Here is an 18,356-nt window from a genome sequence, read left to right as displayed (position 1 = left end):
ATTGTTAACCTCATAAGCGCAGACACAGCCCCAAATTAAATTTGAAACATATCCTGATAACGGAATAGATATGAATGCCCATATAGAGCCCCCTCAAACAACTGAATATTTTGCAAAAGAATTAAGCTGGCTGTCATTCAACGAGCGTGTACTACAAGAGGCTAAAGATAAAAATAACCCGATTATTGAGCGCATGCGCTTTTTGGGCATTTTCTCTAATAATTTAGATGAATTTTTTAGAGTACGGGTTGCTGATGTAAAGCGCCGAATTTTATTAAATAAACTCCCCGATGCTAATTTTGAAGAAGACGAAATACTGCTTAGTGAGATACAAAAAAAAGTACTCCAGTTAGGTAAAAAATTTAACCACATACATCAGCAGGTATTAACAGACTTAAACCATCATAACATTCATGTTAGTCGCCCCGATGAGCTCAGTGAGTTTCATTTAAACTGGTTAAAAAATTACTTTCATGATCACGTTTTGCAACATACCTCTCCTATTTTGCTAAACGAGAACAAAGACTTCTCTACCTATATAAACGACACCATGACCTACTTATTTGTAGAAATGAGTGATGAAAAAAGTTATTACGCAATGCTTGAGGTACCCACCGACAGGGTTGATCGCTTTATAAACCTGCCTCCAGAAAAAACCCGCCGCCATAAAACCATTGTAATGCTTGATGATGTCATCACTTACTTTTTAAACGATGTATTTAGTAGCTTTTTTTCTTATAAAAGCATTGCCGGTTATGCAATAAAATTAACTCGCGATGCAGAGTACAACCTAGACGACGAGCTAGAGGCTGGCTTACTTGATAAAATGTCCAAAGGGTTAAAACAACGTATTTATGCTGAGCCGGTAAGATTGGTTTACGATCAAGCCATGCCTGAAAACATGCTAAAAGTGATGAAAAAGCGCCTCGGTGTCACGCATCATGATGCGTTAATCCCCGGGGGGCGTTATCGTAATTTTAGAGACTTTATATCGTTTCCTAATGTAGGGCGCCAATATTTAGAAAACAAACCCCTCCCAGCCTTGCAAAGTAGTGCGTTTAATAAACATGCCAGTGTTTTTGACGCTATTAGCGAGCAAGATATTTTACTGTATTACCCCTATCATACTTTTAATCATGTGCTTGAATATGTGCGCCAAGCGGCCTTCGACCCTAAGGTTACGCAAATAAAGGTTAATATTTATCGTGTAGCGAGCAAATCTAGGCTGATTTCATCGTTAATTAATGCCGCTCAAAACGGTAAATTAGTGACCGTTATGGTTGAGCTAAAAGCACGTTTTGACGAGCAAAATAATATTGAATGGGCAAAGGTGTTAAGCAGTGCAGGTATTAAAGTAATTTTTGGTATACCCGCACTAAAAGTGCACAGCAAATTATGTGTGGTGCACCGTAAAGAAAAAGGCCAAATAGTAAAATATGCTCATATTGGCACAGGTAATTTCCATGAAAAAACAGCCAAAATTTACACTGACTTTAGCCTATTTACTCGCCACACTGGTATTTGTGAAGAAAGCGACAGCGTATTTAGATTTATAGAAAGCAGTTATAAACCGTTCAAATTTGACTACTTAATGCTTTCGCCAATTAATGCCCGTGAAACGCTGCTTAATTTAATCAATAACGAAATTGACCATGTTAAAAACAACAAACTAGGCAAAATAACGGTAAAAATAAATAACCTCGTCGATAAAGAGCTGGTAGACAGGCTTTACCTAGCTGGTCAAATCGGCGTTAAAATTAGAATTATTGTACGTGGCATGTGCTCGCTCATCCCTGGCGTGCCTAAACTTAGCGATAATATTAAGGTAATTAGTATTGTTGATCGCTTTTTAGAGCATCCTCGCGTAATGGTATTTGGTAACAATGGCGATGAAAAAGTATTTATATCTTCAGCTGATTGGATGACACGTAACCTAGATCATCGTGTTGAAGTAGGTGTTCCTATTTTGGATGTTAAGTTAAAACGCCTTATAGTTGATATATTAGAGCTACAATTTAAAGACCGTACCAAAGCACGCATTATTGATAGCGAGCAAAAAAACGCTTATGTAAGAAGGGGTAACCGTAAAAAAATTCGCTCTCAGATAGCAATTTACGATTATCTAAAAAAATGGGAACACACTTATTATAATGAATGATCACCCTTCAATAGCCGCAGTTGATTTAGGCTCCAACAGCTTTCATTTAGTGGTTGCCCGAGAAGTAAACGGCACTTTGCAAATTTTGCACAAAGAAAAACAACGCGTTTATTTAGCCGATGGACTAGATGATAAATTTCGCTTAAGCCAAGCTGCAATAGACCGCGCCCTCGTGGTACTAAAGCAATTTGCAAAAACCTTACATGAGTTCCCCGCAAGTAATGTAAAGGTAGCTGCCACTTACACTTTTAGGCGCGCTAAAAATATTAACGCCTTTTTAGCCCAAGCTAGCGCTGTGTTTCCTTTTCATATTGATGTAATTGCAGGTCAAGAAGAAGCGCGCCTTATTTATCAGGGCGTTGCGCATTATGTTCATAATGAAGAAAACCGTTTAGTGATCGATATTGGCGGTGGCAGTACCGAGCTTATAATAGGTAAACATTTTAAGCATAAGCTTTTATCTAGCCGTAATATGGGCTGTGTTAGCTTTACAAAGCAGTTTTTTAGCGATGGAAAAATAACGGCCAAACGCTTTAACAAAGCGCAAATAAGAGCCGAGCAAGAGCTTGAAGCCATTTTTTCTAATTATATAAGCGAAAATTGGCAAACAGTAATTGGCACCTCGGGCACTATAAAGTCAATATTAGCGATGATAAGCGCCACAAATCCGCAGCAACCTAACATCACTTACGACGATTTACTCGCGTTAAAACAGCAATTTATTAGTGCTAAACATATTGATAACTTAGCTATTGCAGGGCTTACACCCGAGCGCCAACAAAGTATATGTGGTGGCTTAGCAATTTTAATTGCGATATTTACAGAGTTTGCCATTAAAGAGCTGACCTACAGCGATTTTTCGTTGCGCGAAGGGTTGCTGCACGAAATGCAGCAAAAGCTGGCCGACAAAGATATTCGCTCAAACACCATTAATAATTTAAGTGAGCGCTACACCGCTGATAAAGCGCATGCAGCGCGTGTTGCTGATACGGCTATTTGGCTCTATAAACAGTTAAAAAATGTATGGCATTTAGATAATAACGACGATATTGCTTTGTTAACTTGGGCAGCAAAATTACACGAAATTGGTTTATCTATTAACTCATCGGGGATTAACAAACACAGCGCTTATATAGTGGCGAATAGTCAATTACCCGGTTTTACGCAGCAAGAGCAACTTATTTTAAGCTCACTTATACGCTTTTATCGTAAAAAAATTAAACTGACTGAGCTGCCAGAGTTTTTAACTATTTCTCAAAAGCACGTGCTTAAACTGATTGTTATTTTACGCTTGGCCATTTTATTTAATCAAAAGCGCCAAGTGAGCTTAAAGCCGGATATGGAAATAAGCGCAAGCAACTTAGGCTTATTTATTAAGTTTAGTAACAGCTATTTGCAAGAGCATACATTGCTACAAGCAGACCTAGAGCAAGAGCAGCTCTATCTTAAAAAAGCAGGGATTCAGTTTGAGTGCGTTTAATTTTATAAGGCTATTAAAAGCCCGTGACATTGTTTGTTCTAAAGTAATGTAACTGCGACGCGCGCCTTTTAAAGTGAGCTTGCTGCTTTACTTTCCCCATGTAAAGCACACATAATAAAGCGCCCTTGGGGTAAACCCAAGGGCGTTTGAAGCTTTACCGATAAAGATAACAACCAGGTTATTTTATCAGGTTTACATATCCATATGGCGGTTTGAGCTTTGCATCATTTGCTTAACGCCTTGCTTTTCAAGCTCTAAAATTTGCTCGAGCTTTTCTTTACCGTTTTCTGTCTCAGCGCGCTCTAATAAGTACTCGTAAAGTTCGATTACTTTTTTGTGCTGCTCAGAGAGGTAGTTTTGAATCACCTTTTCATCAAATTCTTGGTCTTTGCTAATATCGTTAAACGTAATTAACTCGGGGTTGTCTGCAAAGTATTCGTAGCTGTAAGTATCTAAGGTGTTGATCTCTGTAATTGCTTTAAAGCCAACTAAGTCTTCAGCTAACTTTTTTTCATAATCTAAATAATAGTCCACTAGCATCGCGTTACGTTCATCAAGTAACTCCTTAACGCTGTAAAAATTTGCCGCCATTTGTGTGTGAAATAAAACGGTCCAATCGTACACTTCTTTAATTGTTTTAACTTGCATGTGCATTCCTTACTAAGTTGACTGTATAAGGTATAGGTTGCGTAAACCGTGCCAACATAAACTCAATTAAAAACAATGCATTAAAAATAAAAAAACAGCAGCTAGGTGGGTTATTTGGTACAAGTTACAAAATACGGGTAATTTTTATAGGGCAATAAAACAGATATTGCCCACAGTGTGCTATTAGAGCCTGCTGAATTAGGGGCAGCTATCAAGCTCACAAGGGTAAAAACCGTACACCGCGATTTAAACGCCCCTTCATTCAGCAAATTTTAACTCACAAAGAACAACACCTATTGACTAATATGCTGCTTTTTCCACAGTAAATACACCGCAGGTATAACCAATAACGTAAGCATAATTGCGCTTAGCATCCCGCCTACCATCGGCGCAGCTATTCTGCTCATCACTTCGCTACCGGTGCCGGTGCCGTATAAAACGGGTAATAAGCCAGCAATAATGGTAGCTACCGTCATCATTACGGGGCGCACTCTTAGCCCTGCACCTTGCATAATAGCGTGTTGTAACGCTTGTAAGTTAAATGCAGTTCCAGTTTGCTCGCACTGCTGGCGCTGCTCTGTATAAGCTTGGTTTAAATATACAAGCATTATGACGCCTATTTCTACGGCAACACCGGCCAATGCAATAAACCCTACACCCACTGCCACCGAAAAGTTAAACGCTTCAAAATACATCAGCCAAATGCCGCCCACCATAGCCAAAGGAAGAGTGGCAATAATAATAAGTACTTCGCTTAGGCATTTAAAATTAAGGTATAGCAGTATTACAATAATTGCGAGTGTAAGCGGGATCACATAAGTAAGCTTTGCTTTTGCGCGTTGCATGTATTCGTACTGCCCTGCCCAAGTAATTGAATAACCAGCGGGTAATTGTAGGTTATCGCCAAGTACTTGCTGAGCTTGTGCTACATAGCTGCCAATATCACTGCCTTTAATATCAATTAAGCTCCACCCATTTAAACGCGCATTTTCGCTTTTAATACCGGTAGGGCCATCTTCAATAAATACTTTAGCAACATCACCAAGTGCAATATGTTGGCCTGACGGTGTAATAATAGGTAATAATTTTAAATCTTCAGGCGAAGCACGAAAGCTCTGCGGGTAGCGTAAATTTACCGGGTAACGCTGTTGCCCTTCAATTGTTTCAGTCACGTTTGAGCCGCCAATTGCAGTGGCTACAACCTGTTGTATGTCGGCTATATTTAGATTATACCGTGCTGCTTTTTCACGGTTTATATCCACTTTAATATAACGCCCTGTGGCTACACGCTCTGAATACACTGAGGCTGTGCCAGGCACATCTTTTAACAATTGCTCAATTTGCTGCCCAATGTTTTGAATTTCTAACAGGCTTGGGCCCGCAATTTTAATACCTACAGGCGTTTTAATACCGGTGGCAAGCATATCAATTCGCGTTTTTATTGGCATAACCCACGCATTTGTAAGGCCCGGTAATGTAACTAAGCTTTCCAGCTCTGCTTTAATTTTTTGCTTCGTCATGCCCTCTCGCCACTGTGATTTGGGCTTAAATTGAATAAAGGTTTCAATCATTGTCAGCGGTGCGGGGTCAGTTGCGGTATCGGCGCGCCCTATTTTACCAAATACAGCTTTTACTTCAGGTACAGAGGCTATGAGCTTATCTGTTTGCTGTAAAATTTTTCGCGCTTCACCAATAGAGAGCCCTGGGTAAGTTGTTGGCATATACATTAAGTCGCCTTCATCTAGCAAAGGAATAAACTCACTGCCTATTTTATTTACCGGATAAAAGCCTATAACCGTCACTATAAATGCAATAAATAACGTACTTTTTGGAAATTTAAGTACGGTGGCTAACAGCGGTTTATACCCTGCAACCAAGGCTCTATTAACTGGGTTTTTATGCTCAGGAATGACCTTACCCCGAATAAAGTAGCCCATTAACACCGGCACTAAGGTTATAGCTAAGCCGGCAGAGGCTGCCATCGCATACGTTTTTGTATAAGCAAGCGGGGCAAACATGCGCCCTTCTTGCGCCTCTAAAATAAATACAGGCATAAAACTTACAGTAATAATGAGCAAACTAAAAAATAACGCAGGGCCTACCTCGGTGGCCGATTTAGTCACTATTTGCCAGCGGTTTTGCTTGGTCAGTGGCGTTTTTTCCATGTGTTTATGCATGTTTTCTATCATTACGATAGCACCATCTGTCATAGCGCCAATAGCAATAGCAATCCCGCCTAACGACATAATATTAGCGTTTACACCTTGCCAATACATCACAATAAAAGCCATTAATATACCCATAGGCAAGGTAATAATAGCCACCAGCGATGAGCGCACATGAAATAAAAATACCACGCACACTAAGGCTACAATAATGAGCTCTTCAAACAATTTACTACTTAGGTTATCAACCGCGCTTTTTATTAACGTGGAGCGGTCGTAAACCGGAATTATTTCAACCCCTTTGGGTAACCCTTGTTTTAAAGACTCAAGTTTTGCTTTTACCCGAGAAATTGTTTCTTGGGCGTTTTCGCCATAACGCATCACCACAATGCCACCCGCAACCTCGCCTTCGCCATTTAGCTCGGCAATGCCTCGTCGCATTTGAGGACCTAAGCGCACATCCGCTACATCTCGTAATTGTAATGCACTTCCTTGGGCGTTAATTCCTAATGGAATGGCTTCTAAGTCGGCAACACTTTTAATATAACCTGTGCTGGTTACCATGTATTCGGCTTCAGCCATTTCGATTACTGAGGCGCCAGTTTCTTGATTACCTTGGCTAATTGCAGTTTGTATCAAACTAAGAGGAAGGCCATAAGCACGTAACTTAACGGGGTCTACAACCACTTGGTACTGCTTTATCATGCCACCTACAGCGGCTACCTCAGATACACCTTCAACGCTTTGCAGTTCAAATTTTAAAAACCAATCTTGCAAGCTACGAAGTTGGCTAATATTGAGCTGATTTGTTTTATCGACTAACGCATATAAATAAACCCACCCCACTCCTGTGGCATCGGGGCCAAGTTGTGCCTTTGCACTTGCCGGCAAGCGGCTTTCTACCTGACTTAAATACTCTTGTACGCGGCTTCGGGCCCAGTAAATATCGGTATTTTCATCAAAAATAATATACACATACGAGTCGCCAAAAAACGAAAAACCGCGCACCGTTTTAGCGCCAGGCACAGACAGCATTGCTGTGGTGAGCGGGAAGGTAACTTGGTCTTGCACTACTTGGGGTGCTTGGCCTGGGTAGCTGGTTTTAACAATTACCTGTACGTCCGATAAATCCGGAAGCGCATCAACGGGTGTCTGTTTTACACTGTAAATACCCGCGCCAAATACAATAATACTCAGTAACAAGACGAGAACACGATTAACAACCGACCAGCGAATAACAGCAGCTATCATAATAATTCCCCATGCATTGAATGATGAGCTGCGCCTTCGTCAGTAGGGTGCTCAGCAATTTTGCTTATTACAAATTCGCCCTCAATAATGTTAAATGTAAAATGAACCCGCTGTTCAGGGGAAAGCGCACTAATATCAAGCTCTTTAGCAAGTATAAAGTCCATAGTAGCAGGGCCTCTGTTCCATTTAGCGATAGCCTCTCTACTAATATTAATAACTCGCTGCGCTGCGTTTATATTATTTATGGTTCCCATTACTGTAGCTGTTTGAACCGCTTCAGCCTTGTCCATTTCCATCTCAGGCATGTCGCTCATGGCGTGAGTGCTTGGTGCGCTCATACGCTTAAAGTCCGAGTCTTTACTTGATTCAGAGTCTATTAAAAACTGCGCAGCAGTCACAACACGGTCTTCTTTAGTAATGCCCGATAGAATAGCCACTTCATGTTGGCTAATTTGCCCTACTTTTACCGCCACCGATTTAAAACGCCCATCGCCTAGGGCAAGTACTACTCGGTTTTGTGCGCCTGTACGAATAAGCGCTTGCTTAGGTATAACTAGTTGCGGTGAATCACTGTGTGTGTGAATACTTACTTGGGCAAACATATTAGGTTTAAGTAGCCCTGCGGTATTTTCAAAACGCAGCCTTACACGTAAAGTGCGATTTTTAGCATTCAGCGCTGGGTAAATGTAATCTACTATGCCCTGCCACTGCTTACCTTGAATGTAATCAAGGGTCATTGTAACGGGAAGCCCTTTGCTCACTAAAGCGGCTTGGTGCTCAAATACTTCTGCCTCTACCCATACTTGATCTAATTTAGCGATGCTCATCATTGAGGTGCCAGGCTTAACATAAAAACCTTCTCGTATATTAAGCTCATCAAGCACTCCACTTTGACGCGCGTAAAATGTGATGTTTTGCATCACTTTTTTATTTTTTTCTAAGCGCTTAATAAAGCCATCAGACACATTTAGCGACTCTAAACGCGCCTTAGCAGCCCGGATCAATACGCTGTTTTTTCTATTTACTGCGAGTAAAAATTCTTCTTGTGCGTTCACAAGCTGAGGAGAGTAGAGTGTGTAAAGAGGCTCACCAGCACTAACGGGCTCCCCTTGCGCTTTTACAAATAAAGTTTCTATCCACCCTTCTACGCGAGGATGAATATGGGTTAACTGATCTTGATTGTATTGCACATAACCGATTGTTTGAATATCACTTTGCAGTGTTTTAACTTGCACTTTACTGGTTTTAACGCCTAAGTTATTAACCACTTCAGGGGATATTTTTATAGTACCTGGGCTGTCGTTTTCAGCGTTTGCATATACAGGCACCAGCTCCATCCCCATTGGTGATAGCCCTGGTTCATCGCGCCTATAATTACTGTCCATTGGCGCAACCCAATACAGCGGCTTCGCTTTTTTATTATCAGCGGTTGTGGCTAAGTGCTCGGTATTATCAATCAACCAGCGATTAGCAATAAACATTAACGCGGCACCAATAAGCAGCGCTACAAGGTATTTTAAGTTAGTTTTCATTGTTTTATCCTTGTAGCTCAGCCATTACTAGCGAGTCTAAACTGGCTGCGTAATAATTTAAGCGAGCAATAATTATGTGTTTGTCTATTTGAATATTAAGGGCATCTATTTTGGCGTTTAGCTCACTAATACGCGCGCGCATAACATCAGAAAAGTCGCCATCGTCACGGGTATACGCGTTTAAAGTAGCCTGAGCTTGTTGCGACATTTGCGGTAATAACGTGTTTTGATAAAGCGTATTGCGCTGCTCAATTCGCTCAAGTTGACTAACCTCTTTAAAGTACTGTCCTTTTAGGCTTTGTAGCGCCACGCGTTTGTCGGTTTTAATGGCCTCTGCATTAGCAATAGCCGCATTAACTTGCTGATCTTGCCTGTTGTCGGTAAATAAAGGTAAATCAATACTCACCCCCACCGAAAGCAAATCAGCACGCGATTCACCAGCTTGGTTATCAGCGCGATAGCCATAACCCATATGTACGCCAAGTTGTGGCTTATAACTTTGTTTAGCAAGGCTCACTTGTGTGCGTTTAGAGGCTATACGTTGATCTATAGCCACCATAGAGGGATGCGCCATAAGTAACTTAATGAGCTCATCAAAGTCTAAGCTATTAAATTGGGTAAGCGGGGCTGGCGCTGTAAAAGTTAGGCTTAATGGTTGGCGTAATATGCTCTGTGGTAACCACTGGGCTAACCCTTGTTTAGCGGCATCTAGCTGCTGCGCTAATACAATCAGTTTATCTTCAAGGCGTGTGAGCTCCAATTGTGAGCGAATAATATCTTGCTGACGGGTTTTACCTAAACTACTGGAGTAACTGGCTTCGGTAACTTCAATTAACTGGCTAAACAATGCTTTATCTTGTTCAATTAACGCAATACTTTGCTGTGCTCTGTAGGCATTTAACCACAGCTCCATTACCCTAGCTTTTACTTGCGCCTTTCGCTGCGCCCTAAGCCACGGCTGCTCAAGTGCTTCTTCTTTTATTGCTTGTTGGCTAAGTGCTAGGCTATTACCACGGCTAAAGCTTTGGCTTATACCCAGTTTTAACTGCGTCATGTTTTCTTGATCAAACGCAAAGCCATCTACGGGTAAGCTTTGCAAACCTATGCTTAATACGGGGTCTGGTAGAGTACCTGCAGCAATACTTTGCGCTGTGGCGGCGGCTTGCTTTTGCTCACTGGCGCTCAGCCATGGCTCGTTATTGAGCGCTAGGTTTATGGCATCCGTTAAATTAAGGGTTGATGCTTTTGCTATGGCATCACTATTAAATACAGCACCAAATAAGGTGGCGCTCAGTAATAAAGCTTTAAAAATTACAGTGCGGGTCATTGCCTGCTCCATCTAAAATTAAAAATAAAATCTTAAATTAACAAGCAGAACAGGCGCTTTTAGCGAATATAGCTAAATTTCACTCATACCAATGGTGTTGAGTTATTAGTTATTTATAGCGACAGTTAAATAGAGTGATAACAAGGCATAAACATCGACATGTAGTTGCTCTACACGAGAGGTTTATAACGCTGTTAACGCTTTATTTGGCACGCTAAATGACTAAATAATCAAGTCGATTGGTATCACACCTATCCTGCGTTTAAGCAAACATAGGAGGGCGATATAAGGTATTGCTAGGTGGGGAGGAAATACCGCTATTAAGCTGGGTAACTTTTTCACTCGATAACGAAAAAGCAGTAAATAAGGCCGGGGACGTTAAAATAGAGCTGCTTCCACAGCCATTTATTGGGCAATGACAATCATTTTGAACATCTGCTTCATCACTGCAGCAATCCATTTCCATCATACCTGTATGCAATTTACTCTCGCTCATTACATGTGTGGCATGCTTTGCTGATAGGCTCATGTGTGGCATTTCGCACTGCTGATTTACAGACGCAACGGCTTGCCCCACAAACGTGAGTAGCATCACAACAACGAGTAAATTTGAGTAAAAACGCTGCAAAACAAAACCTATTAAGTAAATTACCCAGTAATAATATTTGAGTTATTAAGCTAACTCAAATAATTAATTTTCTTTTTTAGGCGGTTTAATTAAGCTACTCGCTAAAATAGCAAAAATACAATAAGCACTAAAATACCAAAATCCCTCACCAAAAGTGCTATGCATAATTAGTAAATCGCTACTTTGCCCATGTGCATTGCCTGCCAAATAAGTCACTATTAACGCAATAACAAACACATCCACCATGCTCCACTTGCTCAGTGCGCAAATAACCACACCTAACTTATTTTTAAATCTGCTGGGTGACAAGCAGCAATACAGTAATTGCAGCAGTAATTTTAAGCTTGGGATCACAATAGAGAACAACCCAACTAACGCCGCTACAAATAAATTATTATTATTAGCTAGCTCGTTTACGGTTCCCCAAATACTTTGTGTTTTGCTATACGCGTTTATTTCACCCTCTAATTTATCAAGTCCTAACATGCTAGAGAACATCATTAACATACTACGGGTACGGCCATCGCCTTCCTCAGCCAGCATTTCTATGCCTGCTTTGGCGAGTTGCGATTTATCAATGTTCCCCTCAATCGATAATACAGGTTTGGTAACACCAGGAAATAACAGCCCTAATGCAACCACAATACTTAAAATAGATAACCAATTACGCATATTTATTCTGCAATAGCCTCAATAATTTCGTCACTATACAACAGTGCATCAAGAACATAATTAAAAATATGACCTATATGCAAATCACTGTTTATTGCCGGCATTAACACCGCTATTTTATCCATTTCATCTAGTTCAAACGCCCTAATAAGCGCAAGGCTTTGCCCTAAAATGCCCTCATTGTTTAATAATGCCTGGGCAATACTTTCATCTAGCGAAAACTCTTTAACAATTGCTTCAAGGTTTGTATCTAAAATTGCATCCATCACAGAAAACAACCCAACCAAGTAGCCCTGACCAACCAGTTCTGCGTGGTTTTGCCCTAGCAATAGCGCAATAAACTGCGCTCTGGTTAAGGCAAGTTTTGTGAGTTCTGAGGGCTTATCGGCGCCTAATTCGCTCAGCGCCAGCACGCGTACAAGTTGCCTTATGCTATCCTCTCCTAAATACACAACCGCTTGCGAAATAGAGGTAATGGTTAATTTAGTACTGCCCGAGCGGGCATTCGCTAATTTCAATACTCGCGCTGTAATTGCCACATCTCTGGCTACTTGTTTTTGTATTTCATCAAAGCATAAAGATTCTTTTGCCGTAAAGCGCAGTAAATCAAACACAATCACCTTACCTGGCTCCACATCTTTGTAAGTGATCATCTCTGGGCGGGCAAAAAAGTAACCCTGAAATAAATCGCAACCGGCTTGTTTTAACGAGTGAAATTGCGCATGAGTTTCTATGCGCTCAACAATAATTTTTGCATGCGGATTAGCTCGTTTAATTTTTTTTATGCGCATATTAGTTTTAATTATTACATCGTCCATTTCAATTTTAATGTAATCTACATGCGCAAGTAATGGCGCCCATTTATCGTCGCCATCGTAATCATCTAAGGCAAACTTGTATCCCTCTTGCTTGAGCGCTTTCACGCGCTGAGTTACCTCAGCTATTTTGTTCGTACGCTCAACGATTTCTAACACACAATTTTGTGGTACTAACAATTTAGGAAAGTTTTCTAAAATAGTGGCTGAAGAAAGGTTAATAAACGCTAAATGATGCGCTGTAAGTTTGTCTGGCCCTAGCATCATCAGCGTATTAAAAAACAAACGGCTGGTTGCTTGCTCATCAGATGTTCCCACAGGAAATGCATTATGGGCTGAATCGCGATAAAGCAGCTCATAAGCAAACACATTCTGCTGCGCATCAAAAATAGGTTGCCTTGCAACAAACTGTGTTATCTTTTGCCCGTTCTGTAGAATATTTGTGGGATTCACTTAATAAAAGCCTATCTAATTTGACGTTGTTTATTACAATTAGGTTATACACTGTAATTCAACCGCTATGAAGATTCTAGAATCATTACAAGCGGAGTTAAATTACATAACGCTCAAGGTTAAAAGTTTAGCAAAGGTTACGTATTTGTTTTTTTTAAAGTTGTTTTTACCCTTATTTATTTTGCATCTTGCTACGTTTACTCATGCCCAGCAAAACCAGCCAGAACTAAATTACAATGTCAGTGCGTCAGGTAGTCACTACCCTTTTTACACCGGCAACCCAGAAAAACCCGGCATTTTGCCAGAAATAATCACCGCTTTAATGGCGCAAGCAAATATTACCGCCAATCACGTTGAGCTCCCCACTAAGCGAATTACCAAATACTTAGAAAACGGCATTATTGATTTTGATGTAATCACTCTGAAATGGTTAGCGCAAAGCGAGCGAGATAATCCTTACTATATTTTTTCAGAGCCGCTGATCCCCGCAACCGAAATGATTGTCGCACTGCCTGGTAACGTCGCGCAGTATCAAACTAAGCAAAGTTTATACTCTAAAGAGGTTGGTACAGTACTTGGCTACTACTACCATGATGATGCGAAATTTAACCGCGTCGATTTTCCCTCTGAAAAAGAGCTAATGATTGCATTATCTAAAGCGCGTATTGATGTTGCCATTATGGGTACTCATACCGCAGCGTATTGGTCTAAACAACTAAATATTAATACTGAGTTTGGCGCCCAGCATTCGCATGGTTATTTAAGAGTGCGTTTACTTGCTAAGCACAAAGCGTTACTGCCTAAAATTAACCAAGCCCTGGCACACTTACATAGCAGTGGTTACATAAAACGCATAGAAGATAAATACATTAACCCAATACCCGCACAAAATTTAAGGGATTAGTATCGCCGCCTACCTTTGCTAGGGTATAATACGGCCAAATGTAAACCTCTTCCTATATAAGAACGCCTTATGAGTATTGAAAAAGCCTTAATCGAGCGCAGTAATAACCAGTGTGAATTATGCAGCGCAACCGAACACTTATCTGTTTACGAAGTGCCTCCTGTTACCGAAACCCATTCAGACAAATGCATTTACACCTGCCAAACCTGTAAAGATCAAATAGAAAACAACAGCGAGCTTACCCCAACACATTGGCACTGTTTAAACGACAGCATGTGGAGCCAAACACCTGCCGTACAAGTAGTGGCTTACAGAATGCTAACGCGCTTAGCTGTTGATAATGGCTGGGCACAAGATGCGCTCGACATGATTTACCTAGAAGAAGACACCCTTGCTTGGGCCAAAAAAGCCCTTGCTGAAGATGACGATATAAAACACGTAGACAGTAACGGCGTAGTGCTACAAGCTGGCGATACGGTTACTTTAATTAAAGACTTAGACGTTAAAGGTAGTAGCTTAACCGCCAAACGCGGCACAGCAGTACGTAATATAGGCTTAACAAATAACCCTGAACATATTGAAGGGCGAGTAGATGGCCAACGTATTGTTATTTTAACAAAGTTTGTAAAAAAATAGCGTTAAAGCATTATATTAAGGCGCATTAGCGCCTTTTTTTGTGCCTAAAAAAATTAAGCCATGATTAAGCTCCTCCCCCCTACACTTACCAGCAATATAGGAATAAGGAGCGCAAGCATGGCAAAGCAGCAATTTAGGTTTCAAAAACGTACATTTACTGGCTTAGGTTTATTAGCCCTAAGTGCACTCACATTAGCGGGCTGTGAAAAACCAGCTAACGAATCACAATCCACAGTACAAGAAAAAAGCGTTATGGGTTTAACCACGCAAGTGAGCTATAAAGATCGCAGTATGCCACGCCCTGGCTCACAACTAATTGTAACGCTATCTGATGTGTCAAAAGCAGATGTAAAAGCCGAAATAATTACGCAACAAGTAATTGATATAAATAAAGCGCCGCCGTATACCGTGGAGCTAGCTTATGATGACAACAACATTGTTGATAAACACCGCTATAACCTCACCGCTAGAATCATTAATAAAGAGAAGGTTCTTTATACCAGCACAATGCAGTACGACCCTTTTAAAAATGCAAACTCGGGGATTCTTCACGAAATTGAGCTTGAAAAAGTCGCCTCACCTAAAAGCGATGTTACCCTTACAAATACATACTGGAAAGCCGTTACAATTAACGCGCAAACAGTCAGTGTAAGAACAAAAGAGCCATTTATACAATTTGATAAAGATAACCGCGTTAACGGCTTTTTAGGGTGTAATAACGTCAGCGGCAGCTATAGCACAGATCAACATTCAATTTCGTTTAGCCAATTGGCAAGTACAAAAAAAATGTGCTCACAAAGCATGGAGCAAGAAGCGGCTATGTTAAACATGCTCAATAACACGCAAAAATGGGCTATAGAAGGCGAGTCTTTAGAATTAAAAGATAGCAGTGGCAATACGCTTGCCACCTTTAATGCGGTTTATTTTAATTAAATAAAAGCCCAGCTGGGCTTTTACTTTTCATAATGGCAGGCAGTTATTCGTCGACTAACTGCTCGCTTCTATAAAACCCGCTAGGCTCACTTAAAAGCTCAACTAACTCAGGTAATATGCTGTCCATAGTTTGTTTTAATTTCCACGGTGGGTTAATAACAATCATCCCTGAAGCCGTCATACCGTGTACGTCAGTATCCGCTTGCGTGCCTAACTCAAATAATTGAATATTACGCATTCCCGACTCAATCAACCCTTGCTCCATTGTATTGATTCGCTCTCTATCAACAACGGGATACCAAATCATATATGTGCCGGTAGCAAAGCGCTGGTGCGCCTTAACTAATGTACTTACTACAGTGTCGTAATCGTCTTTTATTTCATAAGGTGGGTCAATAAGCACACATGCACGGCGCGAAGCTGGCGGAAGTAGCCCTATTAATCCGGCAAAACCGTTTTCGCCACGTACGCGAATAGAGCGCTTACCTTGCATGTTTTGCTCAAGTAACTGCAAATCGCGCGGGTGTAATTCAAAAAACCAGCCTTTGTCTTGACGACGTAAGTAATGCTCAGCAATTTTTGGCGAACCGGGGTAAAACGCCAGTTCATCCCCATCATTAAACGATTTAATTAATGCAATATAATCGTTTAGCGCCTCGTGTTTACTGATATGTTGCCAAAGCTTAGCAATGCCCTCTTTGTATTCTTGTGTTTTTTGGGAATCAGATGAACTTAACTCAAAAAATCCCGCACCTGAGTGGGTATCAATATAATCGAGGGGTTTATCTTTAATAGTTTGATATTGAAGTACCTGTGCAAGTACTAAATGTTTAAGTACATCGGCAGGGTTACCTGCATGAAAAGAGTGTCTGTAACTAAGCATTGTTAATTTTCGCTATACGCAATTTAATATCGGCAGTGAACCATAAGCTCTGTATTTTGGCAACCTATACACCGTTTTGCGAGCAGTTAAGTGAACCATTTATGAACAAAAAAGCCGCCACCCTGAATTATCACTTAATAAACAATAAAATTGTGCTAAAACCACCGTAAATGCTGGCAAAACAACACACTTTGCTTTACATTTGCATGACATTAATTACAGTTATATGAGCGCCTTTATGAACAACACAACTCTTCAACAACTCGAACAACTGATTGACTCGCTTATCGAGCGCAACAACCAATTACAAACAGATGTTGCTAGCTTAAAAGAGCAAAACGCAAAACTAAGCGACGAAAACGAAATTTTACAACTAGAAGCCCTTGAAAACGAAGAAAAGCAAAAAGATGCCAGCTCTACGTTAACAGGCTTACTTGATAAACTACAAAGCGCACAACAGGCAAGCTAATGTCTGAGCTGCAAAACCAGCGGGTCACAGTTGAGTTGCTAGGTAAAGAGCAGCAGTTTGCATGCCCGGTTGGGCAAGAAGATGCATTAATAGCAGCAGCACAAAATTTAAATGACTTGGTTGAGCAAACAAAGCAACGCTCATCAGTTCGCAACGAACAACAGGCGATACTTTTAGCAGCACTTACACTTAGCCATGAGTTGCTAGAAGCTAAAACGCATGCCAGTGTAGAGCAACAGCAGCAAGATCAACTCATTGATAAACTCAGCCAATGCTTGGCGAGTGACCCAATAAAAAAATAAAAAGCGCCCTGTGCGCTTTTTGTTTATTATGAGGGTAAATAAATGCTGCGCAGAGACACACAATGACATTAAAACCCCTTTTAGTAACTGTAATCCCCGCCCTTTTTATTACCCTTAGCCTATTTTCTCACTCTAGTAAGGCAGCGGTTACTTGGCAGCAAATAAACGAAAATGTGCAATTTTTAAAACAACAAGATAAGTTACGTTTTTACGATTCCAACCAAGTGCTCATAGAGGGCGAGCAATGCGCACTAATGGTTGATGCAAGCGGAAACTTTGCAGCCGTTGAAGCACTGGCAAAACAGTTAAAAAAACACCTTAAAACCCCGCTCTGTTATTTAGTTGCGACTCACTTTCATGACGACCATTTACTCGGCATGGCCGTATTACAAAATGCCTTCCCAAAAGCGCAGCTAATAGTACATAAACAAGTAGCCGATAATTTTGCCACATACCAACAGGCTTACGATGATAAATTAGCAGGCTATGAAAAAAGTATAGAGCTGAGCTATCAGCGCTTAGCCACATTACCCGAGCAACAGCAAACACAGTGGCGCGAAAAGCTCTCTTTAGCTAAACAACGTTTTTTACGTTGGAAAAACTATAACTTACAATCACCTAGCACCGTAATCAGCGAGCAACAAAGTATTGATTTAGGTAACTTTGCGGTACAAATAACGCCCGAAAAAGCCCACACAAACGGCGATTTAACACTTAGTACCAATAATGGCACGCTGCTAATAGGCGGCGATATTGTTGACTGGCTACCCTACCCAGGCCACGGCCAGTTACAAAATTGGCAAGCCTTGCTCAAACGCTATATTAATCAGCCTAATTTGCGTACAATACTTCCCGGCCACGGCGGGGCGCTTGAAAAAGCACAACTTAAGCAGCCTTTATTGTTTTTAACAAATTTAATAACCCATGTGAAAAACAATAAAAAACAAACGCTTGAGCAACTTACTGAGAATTTCCCTGCGGATGTTTTAGCACCATATAAACAAGAAGCGTTAAATACAAAGTCGAGCCAGTTATTTTTACAGGCTGGGCTTAAGCGCGCCCAGTTAATTGAGCATGCGCAGTAGTGTTATAAAATAAAG

16 protein-coding genes are annotated in these 18,356 nt (G+C 40.8%); 8 read left to right on the top strand and 8 right to left on the bottom strand.

From position 1 onward, the window contains the following. Window positions 1–70 precede the first annotated feature (70 nt). Together ppk1 and ppx are read left to right on the top strand one after the other, a co-directional pair. On the top strand, window positions 71–2,158 hold the full coding sequence (ppk1, locus tag SJY38_RS00575; protein ID WP_377109071.1) for a polyphosphate kinase 1: 2,088 nt from the start codon (window positions 71–73) through the stop codon (window positions 2,156–2,158). After that, window positions 2,151–3,638, top strand: coding sequence for an exopolyphosphatase (gene ppx, locus SJY38_RS00570; RefSeq protein ID WP_096042371.1), 1,488 nt, complete (start codon window positions 2,151–2,153; stop codon window positions 3,636–3,638). Before ppk1 ends, ppx begins: the two co-directional genes overlap by 8 nt. 192 nt (window positions 3,639–3,830) lie before the next feature. On the opposite strand, the gene SJY38_RS00565 is transcribed toward ppx, so the two are convergent. The 7 genes from SJY38_RS00565 to SJY38_RS00535 all read right to left on the bottom strand — a co-directional run bounded on the left by SJY38_RS00565 (window position 3,831) and on the right by SJY38_RS00535 (window position 13,129). Continuing rightward, window positions 3,831–4,286: a hypothetical protein gene (locus SJY38_RS00565; protein WP_004587628.1), complete on the bottom strand. Its 456-nt coding sequence runs from the start codon at window positions 4,284–4,286 to the stop codon at window positions 3,831–3,833. A 293-nt stretch (window positions 4,287–4,579) separates the two neighbouring features. Next, the gene (locus SJY38_RS00560; RefSeq protein ID WP_377109070.1) at window positions 4,580–7,702 is read right to left on the bottom strand and encodes an efflux RND transporter permease subunit; all 3,123 of its coding nucleotides are present in this window, start codon (window positions 7,700–7,702) and stop codon (window positions 4,580–4,582) included. Then, window positions 7,699–9,234 carry an efflux RND transporter periplasmic adaptor subunit gene (locus tag SJY38_RS00555; protein WP_377109069.1) on the bottom strand — a complete coding sequence of 512 codons (1,536 nt, stop codon included), beginning with the start codon at window positions 9,232–9,234 and terminating at the stop codon, window positions 7,699–7,701. The genes SJY38_RS00560 and SJY38_RS00555 overlap by 4 nt, the downstream gene beginning before the upstream one ends. A gap of 4 nt (window positions 9,235–9,238) precedes the next feature. Beyond that, window positions 9,239–10,561 (bottom strand): TolC family protein, encoded by a 1,323-nt coding sequence (locus tag SJY38_RS00550; protein ID WP_377109068.1) that lies wholly within the window; start codon window positions 10,559–10,561, stop codon window positions 9,239–9,241. Between the two features lie 262 nt (window positions 10,562–10,823). After that, entirely contained in the window at window positions 10,824–11,189 is a 366-nt protein-coding gene (locus tag SJY38_RS00545; RefSeq protein ID WP_024031447.1) for a hypothetical protein, read from the bottom strand. Between the two features lie 63 nt (window positions 11,190–11,252). After that, the gene (locus SJY38_RS00540) at window positions 11,253–11,861 is read right to left on the bottom strand and encodes a paraquat-inducible protein A (protein ID WP_121638052.1); all 609 of its coding nucleotides are present in this window, start codon (window positions 11,859–11,861) and stop codon (window positions 11,253–11,255) included. Between the two features lie 2 nt (window positions 11,862–11,863). Next, on the bottom strand, window positions 11,864–13,129 hold the full coding sequence (locus tag SJY38_RS00535) for an EAL and HDOD domain-containing protein (RefSeq protein WP_273587536.1): 1,266 nt from the start codon (window positions 13,127–13,129) through the stop codon (window positions 11,864–11,866). 145 nt (window positions 13,130–13,274) lie between these two features. Between SJY38_RS00535 and SJY38_RS00530 the strand changes: the two genes are divergently transcribed. The 3 genes from SJY38_RS00530 (at window position 13,275) to SJY38_RS00520 (ending at window position 15,602) form a co-directional block, all read left to right on the top strand. After that, a complete protein-coding gene (locus tag SJY38_RS00530; RefSeq protein WP_377109067.1) occupies window positions 13,275–14,033 on the top strand; it encodes a substrate-binding periplasmic protein in 759 nt (252 codons plus the stop codon). A 69-nt stretch (window positions 14,034–14,102) separates the two neighbouring features. Continuing rightward, window positions 14,103–14,669 (top strand): alkylphosphonate utilization protein, encoded by a 567-nt coding sequence (locus tag SJY38_RS00525; protein WP_004587636.1) that lies wholly within the window; start codon window positions 14,103–14,105, stop codon window positions 14,667–14,669. A gap of 117 nt (window positions 14,670–14,786) precedes the next feature. Then, the gene (locus tag SJY38_RS00520; RefSeq protein ID WP_286743322.1) at window positions 14,787–15,602 is read left to right on the top strand and encodes an META domain-containing protein; all 816 of its coding nucleotides are present in this window, start codon (window positions 14,787–14,789) and stop codon (window positions 15,600–15,602) included. Window positions 15,603–15,645: 43 nt separating this feature from the next. Here the strand turns inward: SJY38_RS00520 and SJY38_RS00515 are convergent, their stop codons facing one another. Next, complete coding sequence (locus SJY38_RS00515) at window positions 15,646–16,485, bottom strand: 23S rRNA (adenine(2030)-N(6))-methyltransferase RlmJ (protein ID WP_286743323.1); 840 nt, start codon at window positions 16,483–16,485, stop codon at window positions 15,646–15,648. Window positions 16,486–16,723: 238 nt separating this feature from the next. On the opposite strand from SJY38_RS00515, the gene zapB reads away from it, so the two are divergent. The 3 genes from zapB (at window position 16,724) to SJY38_RS00500 (ending at window position 18,341) form a co-directional block, all read left to right on the top strand. Continuing rightward, on the top strand, window positions 16,724–16,954 hold the full coding sequence (zapB, locus tag SJY38_RS00510; protein WP_024031454.1) for a cell division protein ZapB: 231 nt from the start codon (window positions 16,724–16,726) through the stop codon (window positions 16,952–16,954). Next, window positions 16,954–17,256, top strand: a complete 303-nt coding sequence (locus SJY38_RS00505; RefSeq protein WP_004587640.1) for a cell division protein ZapA — start codon at window positions 16,954–16,956, stop codon at window positions 17,254–17,256. Before zapB ends, SJY38_RS00505 begins: the two co-directional genes overlap by 1 nt. 62 nt (window positions 17,257–17,318) lie before the next feature. Then, entirely contained in the window at window positions 17,319–18,341 is a 1,023-nt protein-coding gene (locus SJY38_RS00500; protein ID WP_286743329.1) for an MBL fold metallo-hydrolase, read from the top strand. Window positions 18,342–18,356: the final 15 nt, after the last annotated feature.

The sequence above is a fragment of the Pseudoalteromonas sp. R86517 genome (assembly GCF_042466295.1).
Classification (GTDB): Bacteria; Pseudomonadota; Gammaproteobacteria; order Enterobacterales; family Alteromonadaceae; genus Pseudoalteromonas; species Pseudoalteromonas atlantica.
This window is presented reverse-complemented; position numbering and strand designations above follow the sequence as displayed.

What these genes read in the sequence shown, in the direction of transcription:
- ppk1 (WP_377109071.1), top strand. Translation starts at nt 71, where the DNA reads ATGAATGCCCATATAGAGCCCCCTCAAACAACTGAATATTTTGCAAAA.
- ppx (WP_096042371.1), top strand. Translation starts at nt 2,151, where the DNA reads ATGAATGATCACCCTTCAATAGCCGCAGTTGATTTAGGCTCCAACAGC.
- SJY38_RS00565 (WP_004587628.1), bottom strand. Translation starts at nt 4,286, where the DNA reads ATGCAAGTTAAAACAATTAAAGAAGTGTACGATTGGACCGTTTTATTT.
- SJY38_RS00560 (WP_377109070.1), bottom strand. Translation starts at nt 7,702, where the DNA reads ATGATAGCTGCTGTTATTCGCTGGTCGGTTGTTAATCGTGTTCTCGTC.
- SJY38_RS00555 (WP_377109069.1), bottom strand. Translation starts at nt 9,234, where the DNA reads ATGAAAACTAACTTAAAATACCTTGTAGCGCTGCTTATTGGTGCCGCG.
- SJY38_RS00550 (WP_377109068.1), bottom strand. Translation starts at nt 10,561, where the DNA reads ATGACCCGCACTGTAATTTTTAAAGCTTTATTACTGAGCGCCACCTTA.
- SJY38_RS00540 (WP_121638052.1), bottom strand. Translation starts at nt 11,861, where the DNA reads ATGCGTAATTGGTTATCTATTTTAAGTATTGTGGTTGCATTAGGGCTG.
- SJY38_RS00525 (WP_004587636.1), top strand. Translation starts at nt 14,103, where the DNA reads ATGAGTATTGAAAAAGCCTTAATCGAGCGCAGTAATAACCAGTGTGAA.
- SJY38_RS00520 (WP_286743322.1), top strand. Translation starts at nt 14,787, where the DNA reads ATGGCAAAGCAGCAATTTAGGTTTCAAAAACGTACATTTACTGGCTTA.
- SJY38_RS00515 (WP_286743323.1), bottom strand. Translation starts at nt 16,485, where the DNA reads ATGCTTAGTTACAGACACTCTTTTCATGCAGGTAACCCTGCCGATGTA.
- zapB (WP_024031454.1), top strand. Translation starts at nt 16,724, where the DNA reads ATGAACAACACAACTCTTCAACAACTCGAACAACTGATTGACTCGCTT.
- SJY38_RS00505 (WP_004587640.1), top strand. Translation starts at nt 16,954, where the DNA reads ATGTCTGAGCTGCAAAACCAGCGGGTCACAGTTGAGTTGCTAGGTAAA.
- SJY38_RS00500 (WP_286743329.1), top strand. Translation starts at nt 17,319, where the DNA reads ATGACATTAAAACCCCTTTTAGTAACTGTAATCCCCGCCCTTTTTATT.